Raw genomic sequence first — 26,260 nt, forward strand, 5'->3', positions numbered from 1 at the left:
GCTTATGAAAAATTGGTTGGAACGAGGAGTTAACTATCAAATTGCAGTTTGGATAGGACTTTCGATAGTACTCATTATATGTATCTCTCTCTTTAGGATCAACGATTTTATCGCGCATCCGCAGCATGGTCACGTCGAACACGCAGATGCAATCAACGCCATAATTTTTAGCCAGGAACACTATTGGACCGCCTTATGGTTCAAGACCTTTTTTGTGTTGGACTTTTTCTGGGCGGCATTCTTACTGTTGATCGTTGCCTATTTTATTCGGACGCTATTAAAGTCTCGATTTTTCACGATTGGCTCTAAAACAATTACCGCAGGACAGATCTATTTTACTGCTGTAATTTTGTTGCTCATAATAGAAATAATAGAAGCGTTGGCCTATGGTTATAAGGGGGTTAGACAACTCATCTCTCTTGAACTTATAGTAAGCATCAAATTAGGATTATATGTAATATGCGCTTTGTTCTTTCTGTATTGGGCGTTGCAACGATTTATTTTTCCGAAGGCAAAGAACTTTATACGATTTTTACAAACGTCGCTACTTAGTGTCTTGTTTATTATAATTATCTATTTATTGGTAACTGCAATGCCGCAAGGTGGCACCTTGTTAGTTACGCTGTTCTACAGTCCGTTGAACATTCTATTCCTATTTTTCCTACTTACCTTTTTAGCCATTTTGCTGTCTCATTTTCCGGTCTATGTGGATATCTGGTTGTACGGCGATCGTGATTGTGTGAGTCTGAATATGTCTAAACGGCATACTCGAATTCTCGGATTCGGAATTATTTACTACGGTACCCATAGGTCTTCCAAAGAAAAAAAGAACGAATTCAACAACGAAGATGTAAAAATGTTAAGACGTAGTCTAGGCGTTCTTATCTATGGGGCTGTTTTTCATATTTTTATTGCCTTGATTCCTCGGTATTTTGAGATCTACTTTGATACCGTTAAGGTCACCTTCTTCCTGCTGATCATTACGTACGTCATTTACTATGTGTGGGGACAGATGTACAACAATTGGAAACACATCTTAGACAAAAGCGATCAAGTGGAAATTCGGCGAACCATCGCGACAATAGTCAAATATGTCCGTTTCTTTCCGTGGTACTTCGGTCTATGTACGCTAATGGTACTAACGACCGCGGTCTTAGCAATGGTATATCAATGGAGTGTAATTCCCTTGATATTCATGTTGGTAACGATTATTTGCCAGATGTATCTTTATATCTACTTTAAAATATGTCGCACCTTCTTTAAGTATGTATTTTATTCGAATTCGCTTTATAACCGTAATTCCGATATGTTCGATGCTACCACTTTAGAACTGTTTAAAAAATATGCGAAAGTAGAAAACCAGAAAGTAGCGATAGTGAATAGACAATTCGCTAAATTAAGTGATAACATCAGCTATTTGAATTTAATGCGATGGAGTGGTATTTTTTCTTTTGTTACCATTGTTGCTGCTAATATTTGGATCGGTTTTTCTTCGGCTCTAAATCCGATAAACATCATTATTCTGTACATTATTCTATTCTACTCCTTTATTATTTTGCTTTGGAAACATGTGTTGTATTACTATCGACTTAGAGAGGAAAAAAAGGCGCTTAACTTCTTTAGATTTGGAATTCCGCTCATCGTATTTTCCATAATTGGCTGGTGTGTATATAGCGCCGGGCAGCCTAATAACTTGCATTCGTTAAGCTTAACAAAAGCTGAACCTCGACTGGAGTTCACAGATTTCTTAAAGAATAAACTTTCGCAGAACACAGAGAAGAAACCTAATTATTTCTTCGTGGGATCCTATGGCGGCGGACTGAAAGCAAACTTATGGAATCTTTTGCTGCTCAACAGGTTGGATGAAATTAGTGAAGGGGATTTTATGAAGCGAACAGTGGTCATGTCCGGTGTTTCCGGCGGTGCCGTAGGAATAGGAAACTACTCGGCTTTAGTGGCGAACGAGGATGATCCGTCACGATTGCGCGAGGCGATAGAGCGAATTGGAGTCTCTAATGTGTTGTCTACAGAGCTAACTTACTTAATGGGATGGGATATGCTTCGGGAGTATGCGCACTTCGGAAACTATCGCGGTAAGGATCGATCGTATTACAGCATGCAAAAGCATGCGAAAAATGTAGGCATGCCTTTGAAGGATTACAATACCTACGGCTTTTCTGAATACTGGGAACGAACTTACGACAAACGAAAAAGAAAGTATCCACTTCTCGTAATGAATACGACTTCTGTAGCGGGAAGACAAGGCGTTGTTGCGACAGTGCGATTTTCAGATAGTACATTTGCAGGGGCTGATAATCTAACACAGTTCTATGACAATGAAACCGGTTCTAATGTAACCTTGACCTACTATGGGGCGGTATCGACCACGAACCGATTCCCGCTTTTTAGTCCAACAGCGAAAATACGCGGCCAAGGAAGCTATCTAGATGGCGGCTATTTTGAGAATTCGGGTATGCTGAGTGCACTGGAGGTGTACGATGCCATTCAACGAGACGATGATTTCGTAAATAAGATCCAACCCGTTTTTATCAATATCATAAACTCCAAGAACTTTTATATAGAAGAGAAACTAATAGAATGGGGCTTTCAGGCCTCCGACCTAAAAGACTCCGGAGAATTGGCCTCTATTATAGGCACGGTAGTGTCTATCGATAAATTGCCACGCTATGTCTATAATAAGATCGAGAATAGAGGATTTGCAGTAGTTCCTATTATGATGCCTCACAAATTAAGTTATACCGATGTACAAGCTGTGATAAAAGCAAAGGTCAAGGACCCATTACGACTTATGGACAGTATCAAGGTACACAATAAGATCATCGACGATGCGCTGCATTCTTATGAGCGCTATAAACGCGATGCGTGGGGAGTGGTAGAACCTCCGTTGGCTCGTATATTGGGAGAGCCCGCGGTTCGCTATCAGGAAGCTATGATCTATTTTCATAAAGACCTGGATAAGACCATGGAACGTGTCTTTAGCTTTATAGAAACCGATACGCTCGTAACCGACCAAAACAAGAATACACTGCGACGACCCTCTTCCAATTATCGCAGAATGAAAAGTAAGACGCAAGGCAATATTGAGTCAAAAAAAGATAGTTTGTAATATTCGCTCTAGATAGAAAAAGCACTTCACTCATTATAAAGTAGTGTTCGCTCATTGTTCGTTTTTTTTCTTCGGAAGCCTAGGTAGTTTTAATCTATAATTCTAAAACACTACCTTATGAAAACGCTATTTTACACCTTATGCTTATGTTTCTTGTCGCTTCAAGTAACTGCACAACAAAAAACAATTACCGGAACCGTTAGCGATGACAATGGACTGCCACTACCCGGTGCCAATGTCATTGTAAAAAACACCTCCAAAGGAACCCAAACCGATTTTGATGGGAACTATAAGATCACTGCTTCAGTGGGTCAGGTATTAGTATTTACGTACGTTGGCTTTGAGACCGTTGAGAAGAAAATTAAAACGAATACGACTAATATCAATGTGCAACTATTAGCAGGTTCAGCCTTAGATGAAGTTGTTGTTACCGGTTATAGTAACTCAAGACGAAAGCGAATGAGTGTAAGCTATCAACAAAAGCTTGAAGGAAAAGCCGCAGGCGTACAAGTTAGTGGAGCTACCGGCGATCTAAATAGTTCGTCCATCACCTACCGATACGCTAATACCAATCCTAATTCTGAATCGTATGCAAAGATTGAAGAAAATATCTTTAAACGAGTGGAACTTGCACCGCTCTCTACCTTTTCTATCGATGTGGATAAAGCCGGATACAGTAATGTGCGTCGCATGATCAATAATGGAGAGAAGATCCCTAAGGACGCAGTAAAAATAGAAGAGATGGTCAATTATTTTGCGTACAAATATCCGCAACCAACCGGAAATGATCCGTTCTCGATCAACACCGAAGTTGTTAATTCCCCATGGAACGATAAAGCGAAATTAGTTAGGATCGGACTTAAGGGAAAAGAGATCCCACTAGACAAGGTGCCGGCTTCCAATTTGGTCTTTCTCTTAGATGTTTCTGGATCAATGAATAGCCCCAACAAACTTCCATTATTACAAAAAGCCTTAGAAATTCTTGTGGATCAATTGCGTGAAACAGATAAGGTTTCGATCGTAGTCTATGCCGGAGCCGCCGGTGTTGTACTAAAGCCTACATCCGGTGCAAATAAAAAAGCCATATTAAAAGCGATCAATTCATTAAATGCAGGAGGGTCTACAGCCGGCGGTGCAGGAATAAGACTAGCGTACAAAATTGCCGAAGCGCAATTTATTGAAGGGGGAAACAATCGGGTGATACTTGCTACCGACGGCGACTTTAACGTAGGAGCGTCCAGTGACCGTGACATGGAAGACCTCATTGAAGAAAAAAGAAAGAGTGGCGTATTCTTGACATGCTTAGGATTTGGAATGGGGAATTATAAGGATTCGAAAATGGAGACATTGGCCGATAAGGGCAACGGAAATCATGCCTATATAGATACCATGCAAGAAGCTAAGAAAGTACTGGGAACTGAGTTCTTCGGAACCATATATACCATCGCAAAAGATGTTAAGATACAAGTCGAATTCAATCCTGCTAAGGTTCAAGCTTACCGCCTCATTGGGTATGAAAACAGATTGCTGAATGACGAAGATTTTAAGGATGACACCAAAGATGCAGGAGAGCTGGGAAGTGGCCATACGGTTACCGCTTTGTATGAGATCATACCAACAGGGGTGAAGAGTATATACGTAAAAGATGTACCGGGATTAAAATATACGACCGCCACGTCTAATTCATATACAGATGAATTGTTAACTGTAAAGTTTAGGTATAAGACACCTGCCGGTTCGGTTAGTAAACTAATTGTAAAAAGTGTACAAGATACCGGGAAAAGTATCGATCAAGCTTCAATCGATTTAAAATTTTCGGCAGCAGTGGCCTTATTCGGAATGCAACTTCGAGATTCTGAGTTTATCGATACTAAAAAGGCTTCCGAAGTAATTAAACTGGCAGAAGCGGGGAGAGGTGAAGACCCGGAAGGGTATCGCGCAGAGTTCATCCGATTGGTGAAAAGTCATAAATAGTTTAACCTATAAAAAAAAAGGAGCCAAAGCGGCTCCTTTTTTTATTGTTGCATCTTTAAATAATAGTCTACCGAGTGTTTGCCCGACCCATAGAACAAGAAGAAAAGACAGGCCAACAAGACCACAATAGATAGAATAAGATTAGTTACATTCATGTCGCCTATAAAATTAAGTAAAACAGCGCCTATCAATATGGGCAATTGTGCGATGATCGCCCATCGCGTTAAGAGACCAAATACGATAAGTAATCCACCAACAAAATGGGCAGGGGCAACATAATGTACAAAGAGCATGTCTCCGGTATAACTCTCTAAGGGTTTAATAAGTTCCATAAGTACGTCCATATTAGACATAAAGTCGATTCCCTTTATAAATAAAAAAACGCCAAGAGCAACTCGTAATAGATCAAGTGGGTAATACGTATGGGCATTGGCCCATTTGTTCAAAGACTTAATAGTTCCCATGATGATATAAGTTATTGTGAGTACCTAAGGTACTCATTTTTAGTATTATATCATAATTTTATTGAGAGGCAGAAAGTTTGAGTAATCAATAATTTAATACTAAAACTGCTAAGAGTTCTTATTCTTTTTTTTGGCAGCAATATAATAGAAGCGTATTGAGGCTATTAATCCAATCGTCGCAAATACGGCTAACATCGCAAATACATGTTGATGTCCAACCTCACCGGGTGAATTATCAAGCAAAAAACCCATTGCCGGACCCGCAAAGATATCGGGTGTGTATCCAACCAAGGAGATAAGCCCTACGGCGGTACCTGTCACGGCCAAGGGTATAAGACCTTCTTGCATTGCGGCAAAGTATAGGGTTCTAAAGGCATAAACACCTGCGGCAGTAATAATGAGTGAAAGAAAAAAGAGTCCGCTAGTTTCGGGACTTATAATACCGCTAGCATATAAGCCCGCACCAATGAGCATGATCAAAAAGGCTAGGATCATCATTAGGGAGACCCGGGTCTTATCGGCCAACAACCCAATTCCGACACCAACGACAGGGCGGATATAGAGTAGGAAGGCTCCCACTTGTGCCGATTCAATTTCGTTGTATAGCATGACCTCGCGCGCGTAGAGTGAAAACACATCGGTTATCTTATAACCAACATAGGCACAAAGTACGATAACCATAAGCAACCAAACGGCGGGAATCTTTAATGCGATGGTGTATTTTTTCCATAAGGCTTTACGATCGAGTGTAGGGTTTGAACTGTAGTTACTGTTATTGGTACGCAAGAATAATAGGATTAGCACTCCAATGGTACTAATAATCGCTGAAGAAATTAAAATAACATATCGAAATGCATCGGTGCGTTCGGCGAGCGTTGCGTCTTCAATTTCAGAAGTGATAAAAATTGAAAAAATCAGAATACCTAACGATCCGAATCCTGCCGCTACCAAACCGCGCCCTCCGTCTAAAAAACCAAATGCGAGGCCTTGTTTTTCTTCACCACCCCAAATTCGAGTTGCTTTTATCATAGCCGACCAAAACAAGAAAATGGTCGTAAAGCCCCAATAACCGTAAAGCACTTTTAACTGGCCATAGGATGGAAATGCCGCTAAAAAGAGTCCGCCAATTGCTGTTAGAAATAAGGCTGCGGCCATGAGCACTCTCGGCTGGAACTTGTCGGCTAAGCTTCCGCCAAAAACGTAGGAGAAGAAAGCAACGGTACCATAAATAGAGAAACAGACCCCCAACTCGAGATTTGTTAGATCGAACACATCTAAGACCGTAGGTCTAAAGATACGGGCGAGCACGAAGGGTAAAATAAACACTGCTTCTCCCGCTAAGATCAATAGGAGTATATAGTAAAACGGATGTTTTTTAGTAGCAGGGGTCGTCATCTATTTTGAAAGATACGTTTTTCTGCTGAATGTGTGCCAATATATGGCACGAACGAAGGACATGCATACGATCGTGCCTAAACCGCTCATTTGTTTGGACTTACCTATACTTGGATCACCCCTAGATTAAATGGTTTTTCTATAGGTGCATGGTTAGCAGCTTCTATTCCCATACTGATCCACGTTCGCGTATCCAACGGATTGATCACGGCATCGGTCCAGATTCGGGCGGCAGCATAATAGGGTGAAATTTGTTTGTCGTACCGCGCTTTTATCTTGTCGTATAGTTTCTTTTCGTCTTCGGGAGTGATCTTCTTTCCTTGTTTTTTTAAGGAAGCCGTTTCTATTTGCAGTAACACTTTTGCGGCACTATTTCCGCTCATTACGGCAAGTTCGGCACTTGGCCATGCAACAATCAATCTTGGATCGTATGCCTTGCCGCACATAGCATAATTCCCTGCACCGTAGGAATTTCCTACCACAACGGTAAATTTAGGGACTACACTATTGCTTACCGCATTCACCATTTTTGCGCCATCTTTGATGATCCCGCCATGTTCACTTTTACTGCCCACCATAAACCCGGTGACATCTTGCAAAAACACCAATGGAATTTTTTTCTGGTTGCAGTTGGCTATAAAGCGCGTAGCCTTATCGGCACTATCGCTATAGATCACACCGCCAAACTGCATTTCTCCTTTTTTGGTCTTAACTAGTTTTCGTTGGTTAGCAACGATCCCTACTGCCCAACCATCTATTCGAGCATAGCCTGTTAGAATTGACTGTCCGTAGCCTTTTTTGTACTCTTCGAAATCACTGTTGTCTACCATGCGTAGAATTATCTCGCGCATGTCGTATTGGTCTGCTCTTGATTTTGGAATGATACCAAAGATCTCTTCCGGATTCTCTTTAGGTTTTGCCGGCTTCTCTCTGTTGAACCCTGCTTTATCGTAGTCCCCAATTTTTGAAACGATATTTTTAATGGTATCGAGTGCATCTTTATCGTCTTTTGCCTTATAATCGGTTACCCCGCTAATTTCACAGTGGGTTGTCGCACCGCCTAAGGTCTCATTGTCGATAGTCTCACCAATAGCAGCTTTTACCAGATAACTACCGGCTAAAAAGATGCTTCCGGTCTTGTCTACGATCAAGGCTTCATCACTCATGATTGGGAGATAGGCACCACCTGCGACACAACTTCCCATGACCGCAGCAATTTGAGTAATTCCCATACTGCTCATGATAGCATTGTTTCTAAAGATTCGCCCAAAGTGTTCTTTGTCCGGGAAGATCTCATCCTGCATGGGCAGATAAACTCCTGCGCTATCGACTAGATAAATTATGGGTAATTTGTTCTCTATGGATATTTCTTGCGCTCTTAGGTTCTTTTTAGCGGTGATAGGAAACCATGCGCCTGCTTTAACCGTAGCATCGTTTGCGACCACAATGCACTGCTTGCCTTTTACATAGCCCATTTTAACTACTACGCCACCACTAGGCGCGCCACCGTGTTCTTCGTACATCTCATCGCCTGCGAAGGCCCCTATTTCGATCGCAGGTTTTTTATCATCCAATAGGTAGTTAATACGTTCTCTAGCGGTCATTTTACCTTTGGCGTGATGCTTTTCGATACGTTTTTCGCCACCACCTAATTTAATTTTGGCTAGTTTATTCTTTAATTCTGAAACTAATAGTTTATTGTGATCTTCGTTTTTATTGAAGTTAATATCCATGGGTTTTCTTGCTTTTTGCTAAAATACGAAAGTATGCATTTTTTGGTATGGAAAACATGGATTTATTCCCGATATTTGCTAGAAATCACGAAAGCGAGTCTGCTGTGATCAAATTACAAACTGCGTTAGCGATTGAGGTTTTGTTGAAGCTCGCCGCCACTTGGCGGAAGCGACTACCGAAAGCGCGGTACGCCAGCGGCGTGAACGCCATTAAGCATACACATAATGATGAATAAAAATACAGTTTTAGGATGGGCCACGTTTATTATGATCGTGGTTGGGGTTGCATTAATTGCCATGGGTGCATTTCGTTATGACGATGTGGCCGGATGGGGGTTTGCATCTGTAGGTATTGGCTTCTTTGCCATTGCCTGGGTATTTAACGCCTTGAAAGGCAGAGTGTAACCGGAAAATAATTAATTAATAAAATAGTATATATGTCTGACGATAAGAAAGTGATCTTTTCGATGAGCGGGGTTACAAAAACGTATCAGAACGCTCAAACTCCAGTTTTAAAGAATATTTATCTAAGTTTTTTCTACGGTGCTAAGATCGGGATCCTAGGTTTAAATGGAAGTGGTAAATCGACCTTGCTTAAGATCATCGCAGGTGTTGAAAAGAACTACCAAGGCGATGTGGTATTTGCGCCGGGGTATAGTGTGGGTTATTTAGAGCAAGAACCGCAGCTGGACGAGTCTAAGACCGTGATCGAGATCGTTAAGGAAGGGGTAAAAGAGGTTGTAGACGTATTGGACGAGTACAATAAGATAAACGATATGTTCGGGCTTCCGGAAGTATATGAGAATCCGGATAAGATGCAAGAACTTATGGACAAGCAAGCAAAATTGCAGGATACTATAGATGCGACCAATGCTTGGGAATTGGATACAAAGCTAGAGATCGCAATGGATGCATTGCGTACGCCGGATCCCGATAAAAAAGTGAGTGTGCTTTCGGGAGGTGAACGCCGACGCGTTGCCTTATGCCGTTTATTGTTGCAAGAACCTGATGTCTTACTATTGGATGAGCCAACCAACCATTTGGATGCCGAAAGTGTACACTGGTTAGAGCACCACCTATCGCAGTACAAAGGAACCGTGATCGCAGTGACGCACGACCGTTACTTTCTAGATAATGTAGCGGGATGGATCTTGGAATTGGATAGAGGAGAGGGCATCCCTTGGAAGGGTAATTATTCTTCATGGCTAGACCAAAAATCGAAACGATTGGCGCAGGAACAAAAACAGGCGAGCAAACGACAAAAGACGTTAGAACGAGAATTGGAGTGGGTGCGTATGGCACCTAAAGGCCGACAGGCAAAGCAAAAGGCCCGTCTTAATAATTACGATAAGTTGATGAGTCAAGACCAAAAGAAACTTGACGAAAAGCTAGAGATCTATATTCCGAACGGACCGCGATTGGGAACTCATGTGATCGAAGCACAAGGTGTTGCGAAGGCCTATGGCGACAAGTTGTTGTATGAGGACTTGAACTTTAAATTACCGCAGGCCGGTATCGTAGGGGTTATTGGTCCTAATGGAGCCGGTAAAACGACGATCTTTAGAATGATCATGGGAGAAGAAACACCCGATAAAGGAAGCTTTGACGTAGGTGAAACTGCCAAGATCGCGTATGTCGACCAGTCGCATTCTAATATTGATGCTGAAAAGACCATTTGGCAGAATTTTAGCGACGGCCAAGAATTAATTATGATGGGAGGACGCCAAGTTAATTCGAGAGCGTATTTAAGTAGGTTTAATTTTAGCGGTAGCGAACAAAACAAGAAGGTGTCTATGCTTTCTGGTGGAGAACGCAACCGATTGCATTTGGCCATGACCTTAAAAGAAGAAGGAAATGTATTGTTGCTCGATGAGCCTACCAACGATTTGGATGTAAATACGTTACGAGCCCTTGAAGAAGGATTGGAAAACTTTGCCGGGTGTGCTGTTGTGATCTCTCACGACCGTTGGTTCTTAGACCGTATTTGTACCCATATACTAGCATTTGAAGGCAACAGCCAAGTGTATTTCTTTGAAGGTAGTTTTAGCGATTATGAAGAAAATAAGAAAAAGCGTTTGGGAGGAGATCTGCTTCCGAAGCGAATCAAATACAAGAAACTTATTCGATAAAAAATAGGTTACGATCTACAAAACCGAAGTCATTAGCTTCGGTTTTTTTGTTTGTAGCAGAGAGAAAAACTGCTACCTTTAGCTTTCAAAAAAAGACAAAAAGATGTATAGCTTTATTCGATTTATAGTATTTACAGGCTGCTTATTTTATATTTCTGCAACGGCAACGGCACAGGAATTTAAGAAATTTGAGTATTTGGATGTGTTTCAATTAGAATATGCGGGCGATCCGCAGATCGCACCAAATGGAGAACAGATCGTGTACCGAAGAACGGGCTTCGATATCATGAAGGATCGCAGTGCGGGGAATTTGTGGATACTGAATAGTGACGGTAGTAACCACCGTAAACTAACGACTCGAGAGGGGAATGAAAGTAATGCACGTTGGTCTCCTAGCGGTGATCGCATCGCATTTGTGAGCAGTACAGACGAAGGAAGTGAGATCTATGTGTATTGGGTACGATCTGGTGCGATAGCCAAATTATCCCAATTAGAGAATAGTCCGTCGAACTTACAATGGTCTCCAGACGGTTCGGCCATTGCTTTTAGTATGAAGGTTAACAGTGCGGCCCCGGTAATTGCTAAGATGCCTTCCAAGCCTAAAGGCGCCAAATGGGCAGAATCTCCGCGCATTACGGATCGTTTAAAGCATGAGGCTGATGGTGCCGGATATTTAACCCCCGGATTTTCACATATTTTTACGATTCCTTCGGAAGGAGGCAGCCCTCGGCAACTTACCAGCGGTGATTTTAATCACGGCGGAAATCTTTCTTGGTCACCAGATGGTCGGTATATTTATTTTTCTGCCAACAGAAATGAGGACTGGGAGTATGATTTTAGAAATTCTGAAGTGTATGCCATACATACTACCAACGGAACCATTAAAGCACTTACAGAACAATCGGGCCCCGATGCCAATCCGATGGTGTCTCCCGATGGGAATTATATTGCCTATACAGGCTATGCCGACAAAGTGCAAACTTATCAAGTTTGGGAGTTACATGTAATGGATGCTTCGGGCAATAACAAACGAACCATCACTACCGGTTTTGATCGCAGCGTTGGCAATCCAGTATGGGCTGAGAATAGCAAGGGTTTGTATTTTACTTACGATGATAAAGGACAAACGAAGATCGCTTATATTTCGTTGAAAGGCGAGGTAACCGATATCGTTTCCAATATGGGTGGAACGACACTTGGAAGACCGTATGCAAGCGGTAGTTTTAGTCTTTCCGAAGCAGGAGAGATCGCCTATACACTTTCAAGACCGGACCGACCAGCCGATGTAGCTTTAGTTGAAAAAGGATCCGATTTTAAAGTGCTCACCCAATTGAATGAAGACATTTTAGGCCACCGTACGTTGGGAGCGATGGAAGAGATCTGGTACAAGAGCTCGGTGGATGGAAGGGACATTCAAGGATGGATAGTGTATCCTCCGAACTATGATAAGCAGAAGACGTATCCTCTATTGGTAGAGAACCACGGCGGACCAATTTTAAATTATGGCGATCGGTTTTCTACAGAAATTCAACTCTACGCCGCCGCCGGTTATGTGGTGTTTTATCCAAACCCGAGGGGAAGTACAAGCTATGGTGAAGAGTTTGGTAATTTATTGTACAATAATTATCCGGGAGAAGATTATAACGATGTCATGGATGGAGTCGATGAACTTATAAATAAAGGGATCACGGAAGAAGGCAAGCTATTTGTTACCGGCGGTAGTGCCGGTGGTATCATGACCGCTTGGATCATTGGTAAAAACAACCGATTCAATGCAGCTGTGGTAGCAAAACCAGTAATGAATTGGATAAGCAAGACGTTAGTGGCCGATAATTATTACGGATATGCAGACTCCAGGTATCCGGGTCAGCCATGGGAAAACTTTGAGACCTATTGGAAGTTCTCGCCAATTTCTTTAGTAGGGAATGTGGAAACCCCAACCATGGTCATGGTGGGTATGGACGACCTGCGAACACCACCTAGTGAGGCCAAACAATTATATCACGCATTAAAATTACGCAAGATAGAAACCGTATTGGTAGAAATCCCGGAAGCTTCACATGGTATAGCCGCTCGACCGAGTAATTTGATCACCAAGGTAGCGCATACGCTAGCATGGTTTGAGAAATACAAATAGATGTCTCCTAAATGTGCTAAATACGAGATCGTACTATTTATTCAATCGGATGAAACGATGTAGTTTTCTTCCAGAAACGAATTGATGGACTCCGGGGTTTCTATTTTTTCGAATTATTGTATTTTCCCATATAGCGCTTCCACAATTCAGTTTGGTGTGTTTCTAATGAAATGTCACGACCGTCGATAAACGCGTGTTCCAATTTGTTGGTGCGCATATCTAAGGCATCCCCTTCACTTACAAAGAGGGTGGCGCTTTTTCCTACCTCTAATGTTCCATAGTCAGCATCGATCCCTAAAATTTTAGCTGTATTTCCGGTAACTAGTTGTAATGCCGTTTCCTTGTCTAGGCCTTGCCCGACTACCTGTCCGGCATAGAACGGAAGGTTTCGTGTTTGGAAATTAGAAGTTCCTTCGTTTTGAAGTCCGACAAGCAATCCGCCCTCTACTAAAAGTTTAGGCAGCTTGTAAGGTAGGTCATAATCATCGTCCTCACGCTCGGGTAGGTTATGGGTATGTTGCACCAATACTGGAATATTGTTTTTCTTTAGAAACGGAACGATCTTGTAGGCTTCGTAACCACCAACAAGGACTACATTAGTGATACCGCTTTCTTTGGCCGTTGTAACAGCATCGATGATCTCTTTTTCACCATCGGCATAGATGTACACTTTTTTGCTTCCGTCAAATACACCTTGCATGGCTTCAAACGATTCGTTTTTAGCCTTAGGAGTGCTTTTTCCATAGGCTTTGCTATTTACCATAAACTGTATAAGCTCGTCGCGTTGCTTGTTGTAATCCTTATTAGGTTGCCAACCGCGAGGTTCGCCTTCCCACCATCTTCCGCGTCGGAAACTGTTGGGCCAGTTCAAGTGAATTCCATCATCCACTTTAATGGCTGCGTCTTCCCAATTCCAAGCATCGAACTGCACTATGGAAGAAGTACCAGAGATGCGTCCGCCTTGTGGTGTAATTTGCCCAATAAGAACGCCATTGGGGCGCATGGACTCCACAACTTTACTTTCGGCATTATAGGCGATCAAGCTTCGTACATTGGGTATCATGTTTCCTAGCTCGTCTTGATCATTTGTAGCGCGTACAGCGTTTATTTCGATCAATCCTAACGACTTGGCAGGAGCGATCATACCGGGATAAACGTGTTTGCCTTGTATATTGATTAGGTTTCCTTTTGTTGGCGTGCTCGCATCACCAATAGCGGTGATCTTACCGTTTTCGAAAACAATTACACTATTCTCGATGACGGTACCATTTCCAATATGAGCCGTCCCTCCTTGCAAGGTAATCGGTTCGCTTTGGGGTAATGCCGGCGTTTGTTGAGCGAAACTAAAAACGCTCAAAATTAATGCAAAGGCTAATAAGCTGTTCTGTATCTTTTTCATGGCGTTTATTTTATAGTTTCACATTCTAAGTTTCTATTCTCTTTACGTTTAGGTGGTTTGGTCTTCCCGCCACCCGATTTTTCGGCCAACATCATTTTCATCAATTCATTTAGTTCTTGCTGAATGGCCTTGCGTTTCAATTTATCTTGTTCGATATCGAAATACACGGTTCCTTCGATCATAGTTTTTTCAGCTTTGGCATAAACTGAAAGAGGATGGTCGCTCCAAAGTACTAGATCGGCATCTTTTCCTTCTTTAATGCTTCCGACGCGATCATCTATATGCAACAACTTGGCAGGGTTGATGGTGATCATCTTCCATGCTTCCTCTTCGCTCATGTCACCATATTTTACACTTTTGGCAGCTTCCTGATTTAGCCTTCTGGACATTTCTCCATCATCACTGTTTATGGCTACGGTAACACCTTGGCTCGCCATTATAGCGGCATTGTATGGAATCGCATCGTTTACTTCATATTTATACGCCCACCAGTCGCTAAAGGTCGAACCACCTACACCATGGTCGCGCATTTTATCGGCTACTTTATATCCTTCAAGAATATGTGTAAAGGTATTTACACGAAAGCCAAACCTTTCGGCTACCTTCATGAGCATATTTATCTCACTTTGAACGTACGAATGACAACTAATATAGCGCTCACCATTTAAGATCTCGGCCAAGACTTCCATTTCTTCGTCATACCGATAAGGTGCACCACTTTTTTTCTTCTCGTCGTATGCCTTTGCACGGTTAAAGTAATTTACATACAGTTGTTCCACCCCCATACGGGTTTGTGGAAAACGATTGTAGCTGTCCCAATTACTTTGCTTAACATTCTCACCTAAGGCAAATTTTATAAACTTCGGTGTGTTCTCATAGATCATATCATCTGCATCCTCACCCCATTTTAATTTAATAATTGCAGAGCGCCCACCTATTGGGTTAGCAGAACCGTGTAAGATTTGAATGGAAGTAACACCACCAGCAAGATTACGATATATGTTTACATCTTCCGGGTCGACCACATCTTCTATTGTTACCTCTGCCGATGAATTATGTCCTGCTTCGTTAATGGCTAAAGCTGCAATGTGAGAGTGTTCGTCTATAACACCTGCGGTTAAGTGTTTGCCGCTTGCGTCTATCACAGTAGCACCTCCGGCAGACAAATTTTTGCCAATAGTTGTAATCTTTCCATTTTTTACAAGCACATCGGTGTTTTCAAGTATCCCATCTGCTTCACCGGTCCAAACCGTGGCATTCTTAAACAATACATTTCGCTGACGTGGTTTGTTGGTAAAACCATACCCTACATTTGGGTAAGTGAGTGGAAGGACTTTTGGCTTCCCATCTTTTTTCTTTTCTTTTTCTTCGGAAGCATCCGCTTTTCCTTTTTTTACTGCGGAAAAAGAACTTTCCGATCCGTCGGGTAACAATAGTCGTCCTGAGAAATTCTCACCGTCCCTCGGAATGATCCCGGTAGAGCGATACACCTCTTGGGTTTCTTCGTCAGTAAAAGATAACGACACCCAATTGTTGCTGTACTCAATTTTTGAAGGATATTCGACATCGCCCAGTTTTATAGTCGATTTTGGTTTTGAAGCAGTTCCACTAATTGTAAAGTCGTACGTTTTTCCGGCGGCCGATAGACTATAGGTACCACTTATATCTTTTTGGTCTTTGGTCTGTATTACATTTCGTTCTCCTTGCACCCAATTTTCATATAGGGTCGTTTCCGAATCGAAGATTTCTCCAGAAGTGATCAAGAAATTGGCGTATTGTCCGGGTTTCAATCCGCCAATCATGTCGCTTGCACCTAGTAACGCAGCAGGAATAGTGGTAAGTGCTTCTAAGGCCTCTGTTGGATCGAAACCGTACTCGATCGCTTTTTGAAGTTTCTCTTTGAACTCGGAAGGTTTTTTTAATTCGTGGGTTGTAAGCGCAAACTTTATATCGTTATCGGCCAACATTTTCGGATTCATAGGCGCTTGGTTCCAAGTTCGCATATCGTCTAGCGCGATATAACTCGCCAAATACGGATCGCTCACATCGTAGGCGTCTGGGAAGTTAATTGGAATAATATAGTTTGCACCGGTGGCTTTAATACTTTCAATCGCTTCATATTCATCGCCACCACCTACGATCACATAATTAATGTTGAATCGATCGCCAATTTTGTCGGCTCTAAGGTTGTTGCTCTTACTACCTGCTTCGAAGAAAGAGATAAGATCTCGATTTTGAATAAGCGCTTCTAACGAACGGTCTTTAGTTTCTATATTACCTTTCGCATACCATTCGGCATCCCAATACATTTGTCTTAGCAATGCCATGGCACCCATTAATGAGGTTGGGTACGATTGCCGACTTGCCACGCTCTTTGAGAACGAATAGAATTGCCCCGAGCGATCGTTCAACAATCTACTCGCTTCGCCACCTTCATCGTTAAGTGCAACTAAGATCCCTGTCCCGCGAGCGATACCGTCCATTTGATGACTGTTTACTACACCAAATCCGGCAGCACGTAATGCTTTAGCGTTCTTTGCATTGTACTTAAATGAGTTTATAGCATCTTGCTCCAGCATAATATGGTCGTTCCAATAAAATCCTTCTCTAGATGCTTCGTACTGAGGTGAACGACCTTGTCCTTGAGCTCGTTTTGGTTTTTCTATTCCGAAGGAAGTATAGGGATCGATAAAGGAAGGATACACATGCTTGCCTTCTAAGTTTATTATTACAGCATTCTGTGGAATAGTAACAGACTTTCCTGAAGCTACGACCTTGCCGTTTTGAATAAGCAGTGTCCCATTTTTTACTACCTCTGTGGGGGTAATATAGAGCGTAGCATTTGTAAAGGCTGTATAGTTGTTATTTTTTTCTTTGAGGCCGTCATTCTTCGGAAAGTAATCTTGGCCAAATACTAATGTAGTGCTAAAAATAAGCAGTAGGAGAAAGGTGTATTTTTTCATAGGTTTTGAAAAATGTTAAAAAAAGGAAGGCTAAAGATAACGATGCAATTCAAGTCATCAAAAGCCTAATTGTTTTTTAACAATTAAAATGGTTTGTCTTCAAAATAATTTACAACCAGGGCCACCATATAGCTATAGCTCATTATGCCTTGCGACTGATTGTTGGCCTTTAAGAATTGATCCCAAAAGCCTTTGGAAAATGTTTCGAACGGATTTGCATAGTTTGCCCAAAAATCACGCATTTCTTTATAACTCGCTAAGATTCCCGGGTTAATGGTATCGACCAGTACGTGATAAACCTCTATGTCTCTTCGGGCAACTTCGTTTACACAATATCGCAATGCGAAAATATATCCTGCATACTGAATGTACGGATCGTCATTGTGAAGTGTGGCTAGGGTTGCAATAAAGTTGGCCTCGTTCTCGGCTGCATAGCCTATTTGATGTGCTTCCTCATGACAACTCACCACGGGAAATTTATAGGTTTTAATTAAATTGTTCACTTGGGCTTCTCCAGAAAACGGATTGTAATAACCACTATACCCCATGTACGTGAGTCCTAAGCTCCATCCACTTTTTTTAATGCTTTTGGGGTGATAGGAAAGTTGCGGATACGTTAGTCTTAAATTGTCATATCCGTTGCTTGTTTTTTTGAACACTTCTTGCTGCGTGTAAGGCAAGTCGATCTTTACACTATCGGGGTAACCTAGTTGACGGTGCATATTGTTAGCTTTGGCGATAAGTCGTTCGGTGGTCGAAATAAGCTGTTCGGTAGTATAATCGCGTTCTAATCCGAGTGACTTATGCAACGGTACTCTATAGTAATTGAGTCCCCACAACAAGTTAAAAACAAAATAAACAATAGATAGGGTGGCTGTGATATCCAAGAAAAAACGAACAGGTTCAAACTTAAGTCGTTTTAGGTTCTTGTATAACCAACGTAATGCCATGATTGAAATAAGAATATAAAAGACATCACCAATCGAAAAGGGGATCCAACCAAACAAATACCGAGACATTTTTGAAAGGATGGGGTATAGCCCTAGGCTGTAGTATTCTTCAATAAATTCAGGGAATTTTTTTAGGATTTGTAAAACAATTATTTGAACAGGAAGCAGCGCTGTTAAAATAAGGGGTGTTCTGTTTTGCATAAATCAAACTTACAAATAAAACTTTTATCGCTGCGTTTTTTGAGCCGTTCTAATTGCGTAATTTTACATTCTAAAATTAAAAAAGATGAATGAAGCTATAAGAGAATTATCGCCAAAAGTACTTTGGAATAAATTTGCAGACCTTAATGCCGTTCCAAGACCTTCGAAAAAAGAAGAGCGCGTGATCGCATTTATGAAAGAATTTGGAAAGAGCTTAGGATTAGAAACGATTGAAGATGAAGTAGGAAATGTTATTATTCGTAAACCGGCTACTAAGGGAATGGAAGATCGCACCCCTATTGTAATGCAATCGCATTTAGATATGGTGCATCAAAAAAATAATGATACTACCTTCGATTTTGATACGCAAGGAATAGAGATGTATATAGATGGTGATTGGGTCCGAGCAAAAGGAACCACGCTAGGTGCCGACAACGGCTTGGGTGTAGCAACTATTATGGCAGTATTAGAAAGTGACACTATAGCACATCCTCCACTAGAGGCACTATTTACCATCGACGAAGAGACCGGAATGACTGGAGCCATGGGGCTAAAAGGAGGGATTTTAAAAGGTGATATACTGTTAAATCTTGACACAGAAGAAGACGATGAAATTGGTGTTGGATGTGCAGGTGGAATAGACATTACTGCAAAAAAGAACTATCGAGAGACCGATGCTCCAACCGATGGTGTTACCTATACAGTTACCGTAAAGGGATTACAAGGAGGACACAGTGGTATGGATATTATTAAAGGGCTGGGCAATGCAAATAAACTAATGAACCGACTCCTGTACAGTACTCGTAAGGTTATGCAACTTGCCAATTTACAAGGAGGTAGTTTGCGAAATGCTATTCCTAGAGAAAGTGTTGCAACTGTGGTAGTACCTAAAGAATACGAACAGGCATTTCTTTCAGAATTTGAACAAGAAAAAGAACATATTGTCACTGAGTACAACAGTTTAGAGCCGGCAATTTCTATTTCCGCAGAAAAAGAAAATGCGACCATAGAAAAGGTAATGGAGCAACAGGAGCAAGAATTATTTCTTAAAGCGGTTTATGGTGCGCACAACGGTGTGTATCGAATGAGCCCGGCAATCGATGATCTTGTGGAAACCTCAAACAATATCGCCAAAATAAATGTGAAGGAAGGAACCATAACCATTGAATGTTTAACCAGATCTTCGGTAGCATCTTCTAAGAACGATCTGGCCAATACGCTACAATCGGTGTTTGAATTGGCCGGATTTACAGTTGCATTTTCCGGAGCGTATCCTGGTTGGGCTCCCAATATGGAAAGTCCCATATTAAAAGTGTTAGATTCACTCTATGAAAAATTAAACGGACAAAAAGCAAATGTAGCTGCCTGTCACGCCGGATTAGAATGTGGCATTTTAGGACAGAACTATCCCGATATGGATATGATCTCCTTTGGGCCTACCATCAAGGGGGCTCATTCTCCCGATGAGCGCGCGAGTATATCCTCGGCTCAAAAATACTGGGAATTTGTAATTGAGATCCTTAAGAATATTCCCGTAAAGTCGAAATAATTTAATCACGGTTACTAAAAAAAAGCCTTTGTGAACTTCACAAAGGCTTTTTTAATTTTATAGTATTAACTAGTTATTGTATCGCAACTAGTTCTAACTCGAAAATTAGATCGGAGTTAGGTGGGATCACAGGTGGATACCCACTTGGTCCATAGGCAAGGTGGGCAGGAATAAACAGTACTGCCTTGTCTCCAACACTCATTTGTAATAGTCCTTCGCGGAAACCGGCAATAAGCTTAGCATCCGGACTGTAATCGGTTGGTACCGGAACGTATTGTCCTGCGGCCAATCGCGCTTTATTAACCATATTGTATTTTTCGGCTACATCCAATCGGTTGCTATCGAATAACATTCCGTCTGATAAATATCCGGCGTAGTTCATAAGCACTTTGCTTCCTTCGGCCGGTTTTTCTCCGGTTCCTTCTTCAATAATATTAATCTTTAATCCTGAAGGTAATTCTTCGGCATTTTCGCGTAGTTCTTCCAAGGATTTTACGGTTGCGCTTGCCGTTCTCATTAATTCCTCTTTTCTCTTTATCTCTTCTTTCTCAAGTTTTTCCATTTCCGAAGAAAAAGAAGCGATCTTTACATTGCCGTTTCTAATAATGTTTACTTCGTTGATAACAACTTCATTTACCGGTTTGTCACCGGGTTTGGTAGTTTCTACTTCTCCTATGGCATCAACTATTTCTTGTCCTTTTACGATCTCACCAAATACGGTATGTTTACCGTCTAACCATGGTGTTTCTTTTAGGGTGATAAAGAATTGACTTCCGTTCGTATCGGGACCAGAATTCGCCATAGAAAGTATTCCTTTGCTATCGTGTTTTAAAGTATCAACGATCTCGTCGGGAAAGGTATAACCGGGATTTCCGCTACCCGTTCCTGTTGGGTCCCCACCTTGTATCATAAAGTCTTTAATGACTCTGTGAAAGGTAAGTCCGTTAAAATATTTTTTCCCTCTAAAGGTAGAATCGACCATTTTATTTTCGCCTTCAGCCAACGACACAAAATTAGCGGTGGTTACAGGCGTAGCTTCATGGTATAATTTGGCTACAAAAGTACCTTTGTTTGTAATAAATTCGGCATAGACCCCTTTGTCTAGATCGGGATATTTACTCTGGCAAGACACGACTGCCAGTGATAATAAAAGAATAGCGAATACTAATTTTTTCATAGTTGTTTTAATTTTCTTGAATTTGTTCAATTGATTTTAAGGTTATGGTACTTTGTACTGGTGTGTTGGCGCCTAATTTATTCTGAATGCCGTAATAGCCATACGCTTTATACGACGGAAAGAGAAAGGTTACTGTTTCTCCTGGCTTCATTAATTTCACTCCGTCTCTAATACCGGAGATAAGGTCCTGATTACTTTGGTCGACCTTATATACTTGTAGACCATTTTCTTCTTCGGAAAGCACCACGGTACCATCCAACTCCTTTATATTATAGGTAAAAGTGATCTTATCACCAAAATCTGGCTTGGTCGTTGCCGTTGAATCTTTCGAATTGTAATAATACCAGAATCCACTATCTGAAGCCAAATATGAATTTTCAGGTCTGTTTTCCATGACCTTTAAGATCTCTTGTTTTTCTGCTTCGTAGATCTTTTTGTTTCGCTCAACAGATTCTTCGATAAATGTGCCACTTGACTGCTTCACAGGTTTGCGAGCTTCCGGACTTTTGCATGCGAGTATCAAGCTACAAAAGAATAGTAGATATAGAAAATTACGAATCATGAATTAGGGCATCTTTATAAGAGGGCAATATACTAATAAATTCACTAACGGTTTTGGTCAAGGATTTAGTACTTCTGCCTCCGGCCGCATTGTTGTGACCACCTCCATTGTAATGGGATCGGGCAAATTCGTTTACCGAAAAATCACCTTTACTACGCAACGACATTTTTACAATCGCCTCTTGAGTGTTTTCTATAAATATGACCGCAAACACCACATTTTTTACCGAGAGGGCGTAGTTTACAAAACCTTCGGTATCACCCTTTTTAAAGTTGTGCTCGTCTAGTTCGTTTTGCGAAAGTGTTATGTATGCGGTACGGTACTCGGGTAAGATGTTGAGGTTTTTTAAAGCCACGCCTAGAAGTCGCAATCTATCCTGACTATTGGTGTCGTATACATTTTGATGAATGCTTGCATTATCGGCGCCGACCTCAATGAGGTGTGCGATCACGTTATGTGTGATAGCGGTTGTCGCTGCAAACCTGAACGAGCCCGTATCGGTCATGATGCCTGTATACAGCTGTGTGGCAATATCTTTAGTGAGCAAATCTATCTTGTTCAAGGCGCTCATAAAATGATACACCATTTCACTGGTCGAGCTCATTGTGGTATCACTATAAGTAGCCACTGCATAGTCATCTGGCGCCTGATGGTGATCAATCATTACAAAAGAAGCTTCGCTTTCTGATAGGATAGGACAAAGATCGCCAGACCTGTTTAATGCGTTAAAATCTAAGGTGAAAATCACATCGGCTACTTCAAGAATGGCTTTAGAGCGCTCTGTTGCTTTTTCGTGAATCGTGATAGCGTCGCAGCCCGGCAACCATTTTAAAAACTCGGGAAAATCGTTAGGCATGACGACATCTGCTTGATGCTTCATTTGTTTCAGAAGAAATTGTAGTCCGAGACAGGACCCGACTGCATCGCCATCCGGATTTTTATGACCAATAATAGCGATCTTTTTAGGGGAGTCTAGAAGCTTCGATACAATTGCGGTAGTTTCAGTATTCATACGCCTGCGAAGATACAATTTATTAACCTTCAACTCGAATACATTGCTTAATTTTGAAGAAATCTTTAACACACAGATCCAATGAAAAAGCTGTTTTTTCTAGTTGTAGTCCCGTTCCTTTTTTGTTGTAATGCTTCGGAAAAGAAAATCGCTTCCGAAGCAATAAAAGTAACTACTGAGGCAGATACATTCACAATAGTGTTGGGAAGTTGTAGCGACCAAGATAGACCCCAACCGCTTTGGAGCCCTATTATACAACAAGACCCAGATCTTTTTATATGGGCAGGTGATAATATTTATAGTGATACTGATGATCTAAAGAAGATGGAAGCCGATTATGCAAAGGCTTGGGCCAATAAAGAGTACCAAACACTAGCGGCTCGCACCGAGATAACCGGGACGTGGGACGACCATGATTACGGAAAGAACGATGCAGGTAAGGAGTGGGCGATCAAGGAAGGTGCACAACAGTTGTTTTTGGATTTTTTAAAGGTTCCTGCCACAGACGAGCGGCGTGAAAGGCGCGGTGTGTATAATGCACAAGTATTTACTACAGGCGCGGGCACTATAAAGGTAATTTCCTTAGATACTCGTTATTTTAGAGATTCTCTAAAAACGAGCAAGGATCCCGATAGACGATACGATGCTTGGGAAGTAGGGCAGGGAGGTACTATTCTGGGTGCAGAGCAGTGGCGCTGGTTGGAACAAGAATTGAGCGATGCTACGCCCGATTTCACCTTTATCGTAAGTAGTATTCAGTTTTTGAGCGATCAACACGGTTGGGAAAAATGGGCGAACCATCCTTCCGAAGTACAGCAAATGTATTCCGTTTTACAGCATGCAAAGGCAAAGAATATTGTAATATTAAGTGGGGATAGGCACCATGCCGAGATCTCACGTGTTCCCGTGCCGGGATTGTCTTATCCGTTGATCGATTTTACGTCCAGTGGTATGACCCACACATGGCCGGGAACGCCAATGGAGGAGAATCGTCACCGGGTCTTTAAAGGTACCAAAGAATTGAATTTTGGTGTGCTCAAAATTGACTTTGAGAAAGCCGAAATTACATTCGAAATTAGAGGTGAAGACGATGTGTTATACGAACGATATGTGCAGTCGTATAATCTATAACGATTTTACTTGTTTTCTGTTTTCAATTCACTACTTTTGCACCAAATTTTAAGAATCCTATGAGAACAGATAGAACGTTTACCATGTTAAAGCCTGATAGTGTTGAAAAAGGACACATTGGAGCTATATTAGAAAAAATCACATCGGCAGGATTTAAGATCGTTGCCATGAAATTAACACAGATGACTACTGCTGATGCAGAGGAATTCTACGCCATCCATAAAGAACGTCCGTTTTTTGGTGAATTGGTAACCTATATGACTCGTGGGCCAATTGTTGCGGCTATTTTAGAGAAAGATAACGCAGTAGAGGATTTCCGTACGTTGATCGGGGCGACAAACCCGGATGAAGCAGCCGAAGGAACCATTCGTAAATTATATGCAGCTTCTATTGGTGAGAATGCTGTACACGGTAGTGATAGTGACGAGAACGCAGCTATCGAAGGCGCGTTTCACTTTGCTGGAAGAGAAATTTTTTAAGTTTAGTTAAACTTCAATTATTGCAGAAAATGCCCCTTATTCGAGGGGCGTTTTTTTTATCGTAAGACCAGTTTTGAGATGAGAGGTTTTTTCATTTCTTCATTGAGAAGATCGATGATCTTTTGCTTTCCGTAGCTTAATTCTTCCCTTAGTACCGAACTGCTTAACTGTACATAGAGGGTGTCTCGGTCTAATTTTATTTGAGCTGTATATTTAACAATTGCAGCGCCCATAACCGTAGCCCAAGCTTCTTTTATTGAAACTTTATCAAGACCTTGTTGCAGTCTGTTGGTTTCAATAAAATCTTGTAGAATAGTACTTATTGGGTTATGGTCACCTTGTCTTTTGCTCACAACTGTAAGATTTTCTTCCGAAGAAAATAGCGGAATCGTATTCGTAAATCAATTAAAATCAAAGGTACGAAATCGCTTATAGGTATATACCTTATCGTCTTGATTTTTTACTTGCATCACACTGTCTTGTAACTTGATAATTGTTTCGCGCCAGGTGTCATAGGGCGTTTTGTAAATCAGAAAAACACTGTCGTTTTCCTTAAGTATGTTGAATTTTTCTATAGATTCACTCGTGCGATAAGTACCGTCCAGCTGGGGTGCTACCTTTTTTCTAATTCCAGAATCTCCGTTGACCTCAATAAAATCGATGGTAGTATTTACATTAAACTGTTTCTCCAGTCCATTAGGGAGTTCTACGGTCTTGATCTCCCAATAGCCGGGAAGTTGTTCTAGTTGAATCGTGTTAGAGGGCTTTCCGCAGCCAATAATTAAAAGCAAAAAAAGGAGGGTGATTATTCTCATAAGGGAAACATGGTATACGATTGGTGTACTTTTTTAATAACTGCTTCGGTTCTATCGGCATGGGTGTCACTAATAAACAACTGCCCAAAATTTTCGTCATCCACTAATTTAATAAGTTGTTCGACGCGTTGCGCATCCAGTTTGTCGAAGATGTCGTCTAACAGCAGAATTGGATTTACTTTGCTATGTGCTTTTATAAAATCGAATTGCGCCAATTTAAGAGCAATGAGATATGATTTTTGCTGGCCTTGGGACCCAAACTTTTTAATAGGATGCCCGTCTATTTCGAATAAGAGATCATCTTTATGAATCCCAAAGTTGGTGTACTGGGTTATTTTGTCCTTCTGAATATTTTCGTTGAGTAGGCTAAACAGGTCTTGCTCATTTAACTGACTCTTATAGGTTAGGCTTACTTGTTCGTTGCCCTTACTGATGGATTGGTGTCGCTTTAAGAATATTGGCAAAAATTCTTCTATGAACGCCGATCGCTTGCCAAAGATAATCGTACCGTATTCGTGAAGTTGTTCATTATATATTTCTAGGGTATCACTGCTGAACGTATTATTTGCGGCAAAATACTTTAGTAAAGAATTGCGCTGCGCCAGTATTTTATTGTAATTTATTAATGTTTGCAAGTAAGCAGGGTCCCCTTGGGAGATAACACCATCTATAAATTTACGACGTGTGTCACTGCCTTCAATAATGAGGTCTCTATCGGCCGGAGAAATAATGACCAGCGGTAAGAAGCCAATATGCTCACTAAATTTCTCGTAAGCTTTACCATTGCGTTTAATGATCTTCTTTTGTCCTTTTTTGGCACTCACGACTATCTTTTCTTCTTTCGACTTTTTTTCGTATTTGCCTTCGATCACAAAGAAGTCTTCCCCGTGTTTTATGTTTTGGCTTGTTATGGGGTTAAAGTAGCTCTTTCCAAAAGAGAGGTGATAGATCGCATCTAAAACATTGGTCTTGCCAACCCCATTATGACCTACAAAACAGTTGATCTTAGGGTCGAACGCAAATGTTTCGGCGGCAAAATTCTTATAGTTTAAAAGCGACACAG

Annotated in this window: 20 protein-coding genes; 8 read left to right on the plus strand and 12 right to left on the minus strand. The window is 41.3% G+C overall.

From position 1 onward, the window contains the following. Window positions 1–4 precede the first annotated feature (4 nt). Both DWA30_RS05525 and DWA30_RS05530 read left to right on the plus strand, forming a co-directional pair. Window positions 5–3,127, plus strand: a complete 3,123-nt coding sequence (locus DWA30_RS05525; RefSeq protein WP_114491540.1) for a hypothetical protein — start codon at window positions 5–7, stop codon at window positions 3,125–3,127. Window positions 3,128–3,244: 117 nt separating this feature from the next. Then, window positions 3,245–5,101, plus strand: coding sequence for a vWA domain-containing protein (locus DWA30_RS05530; RefSeq protein ID WP_114491541.1), 1,857 nt, complete (start codon window positions 3,245–3,247; stop codon window positions 5,099–5,101). Window positions 5,102–5,142: 41 nt separating this feature from the next. On the opposite strand, the gene DWA30_RS05535 is transcribed toward DWA30_RS05530, so the two are convergent. From DWA30_RS05535 to DWA30_RS05545, 3 genes are all read right to left on the minus strand, one after another. Further along, complete coding sequence (locus tag DWA30_RS05535) at window positions 5,143–5,565, minus strand: DoxX family protein (RefSeq protein WP_114491542.1); 423 nt, start codon at window positions 5,563–5,565, stop codon at window positions 5,143–5,145. A gap of 108 nt (window positions 5,566–5,673) precedes the next feature. Beyond that, a complete protein-coding gene (locus DWA30_RS05540; protein ID WP_114491543.1) occupies window positions 5,674–6,960 on the minus strand; it encodes an MFS transporter in 1,287 nt (428 codons plus the stop codon). A 104-nt stretch (window positions 6,961–7,064) separates the two neighbouring features. Further along, the gene (locus DWA30_RS05545; RefSeq protein WP_114491544.1) at window positions 7,065–8,693 is read right to left on the minus strand and encodes an acyl-CoA carboxylase subunit beta; all 1,629 of its coding nucleotides are present in this window, start codon (window positions 8,691–8,693) and stop codon (window positions 7,065–7,067) included. Between the two features lie 228 nt (window positions 8,694–8,921). Here DWA30_RS05545 and DWA30_RS13185 point away from each other — a divergent pair, with 228 nt between their 5' ends. The 3 genes from DWA30_RS13185 to DWA30_RS05560 all read left to right on the plus strand — a co-directional run bounded on the left by DWA30_RS13185 (window position 8,922) and on the right by DWA30_RS05560 (window position 12,959). Beyond that, complete coding sequence (locus DWA30_RS13185; RefSeq protein WP_245933867.1) at window positions 8,922–9,098, plus strand: CAL67264 family membrane protein; 177 nt, start codon at window positions 8,922–8,924, stop codon at window positions 9,096–9,098. A 32-nt stretch (window positions 9,099–9,130) separates the two neighbouring features. Beyond that, window positions 9,131–10,822 (plus strand): energy-dependent translational throttle protein EttA, encoded by a 1,692-nt coding sequence (gene ettA / locus DWA30_RS05555; protein WP_114491546.1) that lies wholly within the window; start codon window positions 9,131–9,133, stop codon window positions 10,820–10,822. Between the two features lie 103 nt (window positions 10,823–10,925). Further along, window positions 10,926–12,959 (plus strand): S9 family peptidase, encoded by a 2,034-nt coding sequence (locus tag DWA30_RS05560; protein WP_114491547.1) that lies wholly within the window; start codon window positions 10,926–10,928, stop codon window positions 12,957–12,959. A 100-nt stretch (window positions 12,960–13,059) separates the two neighbouring features. On the opposite strand, the gene DWA30_RS05565 is transcribed toward DWA30_RS05560, so the two are convergent. The 3 genes from DWA30_RS05565 to DWA30_RS05575 form a co-directional block, all read right to left on the minus strand. After that, a complete protein-coding gene (locus DWA30_RS05565) occupies window positions 13,060–14,358 on the minus strand; it encodes an amidohydrolase family protein (protein WP_114491548.1) in 1,299 nt (432 codons plus the stop codon). A gap of 5 nt (window positions 14,359–14,363) precedes the next feature. Then, window positions 14,364–17,321, minus strand: coding sequence for an amidohydrolase family protein (locus DWA30_RS05570; RefSeq protein ID WP_114491549.1), 2,958 nt, complete (start codon window positions 17,319–17,321; stop codon window positions 14,364–14,366). Window positions 17,322–17,404: 83 nt separating this feature from the next. Next, window positions 17,405–18,472 (minus strand): DUF3810 domain-containing protein, encoded by a 1,068-nt coding sequence (locus tag DWA30_RS05575; protein ID WP_114491550.1) that lies wholly within the window; start codon window positions 18,470–18,472, stop codon window positions 17,405–17,407. A gap of 85 nt (window positions 18,473–18,557) precedes the next feature. Between DWA30_RS05575 and DWA30_RS05580 the strand changes: the two genes are divergently transcribed. Further along, on the plus strand, window positions 18,558–20,021 hold the full coding sequence (locus DWA30_RS05580) for an aminoacyl-histidine dipeptidase (RefSeq protein WP_114491551.1): 1,464 nt from the start codon (window positions 18,558–18,560) through the stop codon (window positions 20,019–20,021). 73 nt (window positions 20,022–20,094) lie between these two features. On the opposite strand, the gene DWA30_RS05585 is transcribed toward DWA30_RS05580, so the two are convergent. Genes DWA30_RS05585 through DWA30_RS05595 form a run of 3 tightly spaced genes read right to left on the minus strand, consistent with a single transcriptional unit; the run spans window position 20,095 to window position 22,772 of the window. Further along, the gene (locus DWA30_RS05585) at window positions 20,095–21,198 is read right to left on the minus strand and encodes a peptidylprolyl isomerase (RefSeq protein WP_114491552.1); all 1,104 of its coding nucleotides are present in this window, start codon (window positions 21,196–21,198) and stop codon (window positions 20,095–20,097) included. A 7-nt stretch (window positions 21,199–21,205) separates the two neighbouring features. Then, window positions 21,206–21,760 carry a gliding motility-associated peptidyl-prolyl isomerase GldI gene (gene gldI / locus DWA30_RS05590; protein ID WP_114491553.1) on the minus strand — a complete coding sequence of 185 codons (555 nt, stop codon included), beginning with the start codon at window positions 21,758–21,760 and terminating at the stop codon, window positions 21,206–21,208. Then, complete coding sequence (locus DWA30_RS05595; protein WP_114491554.1) at window positions 21,750–22,772, minus strand: DHH family phosphoesterase; 1,023 nt, start codon at window positions 22,770–22,772, stop codon at window positions 21,750–21,752. The genes gldI and DWA30_RS05595 overlap by 11 nt, the downstream gene beginning before the upstream one ends. An 81-nt stretch (window positions 22,773–22,853) precedes the next feature. Between DWA30_RS05595 and DWA30_RS05600 the strand changes: the two genes are divergently transcribed. Together DWA30_RS05600 and DWA30_RS05605 are read left to right on the plus strand one after the other, a co-directional pair. Then, window positions 22,854–23,903, plus strand: coding sequence for an alkaline phosphatase D family protein (locus DWA30_RS05600; protein ID WP_114491555.1), 1,050 nt, complete (start codon window positions 22,854–22,856; stop codon window positions 23,901–23,903). A gap of 59 nt (window positions 23,904–23,962) precedes the next feature. Further along, window positions 23,963–24,382, plus strand: a complete 420-nt coding sequence (locus tag DWA30_RS05605) for a nucleoside-diphosphate kinase (protein ID WP_114491556.1) — start codon at window positions 23,963–23,965, stop codon at window positions 24,380–24,382. Between the two features lie 56 nt (window positions 24,383–24,438). Here the strand turns inward: DWA30_RS05605 and DWA30_RS05610 are convergent, their stop codons facing one another. The 3 genes from DWA30_RS05610 to recF are packed head-to-tail and all read right to left on the minus strand — an operon-like array spanning window position 24,439 to window position 26,258. Next, a complete protein-coding gene (locus tag DWA30_RS05610) occupies window positions 24,439–24,735 on the minus strand; it encodes a DciA family protein (protein ID WP_114491557.1) in 297 nt (98 codons plus the stop codon). Window positions 24,736–24,783: 48 nt separating this feature from the next. Further along, window positions 24,784–25,197: a hypothetical protein gene (locus DWA30_RS05615; protein ID WP_114491558.1), complete on the minus strand. Its 414-nt coding sequence runs from the start codon at window positions 25,195–25,197 to the stop codon at window positions 24,784–24,786. Further along, the gene (gene recF, locus DWA30_RS05620) at window positions 25,194–26,258 is read right to left on the minus strand and encodes a DNA replication/repair protein RecF (protein WP_245933866.1); all 1,065 of its coding nucleotides are present in this window, start codon (window positions 26,256–26,258) and stop codon (window positions 25,194–25,196) included. The genes DWA30_RS05615 and recF overlap by 4 nt, the downstream gene beginning before the upstream one ends. Window positions 26,259–26,260: the final 2 nt, after the last annotated feature.

It is taken from the genome of Candidatus Ulvibacter alkanivorans (assembly GCF_003333325.1).
In the GTDB taxonomy this organism is placed as follows: Bacteria; Bacteroidota; Bacteroidia; order Flavobacteriales; family Flavobacteriaceae; genus Ulvibacter_A; species Ulvibacter_A alkanivorans.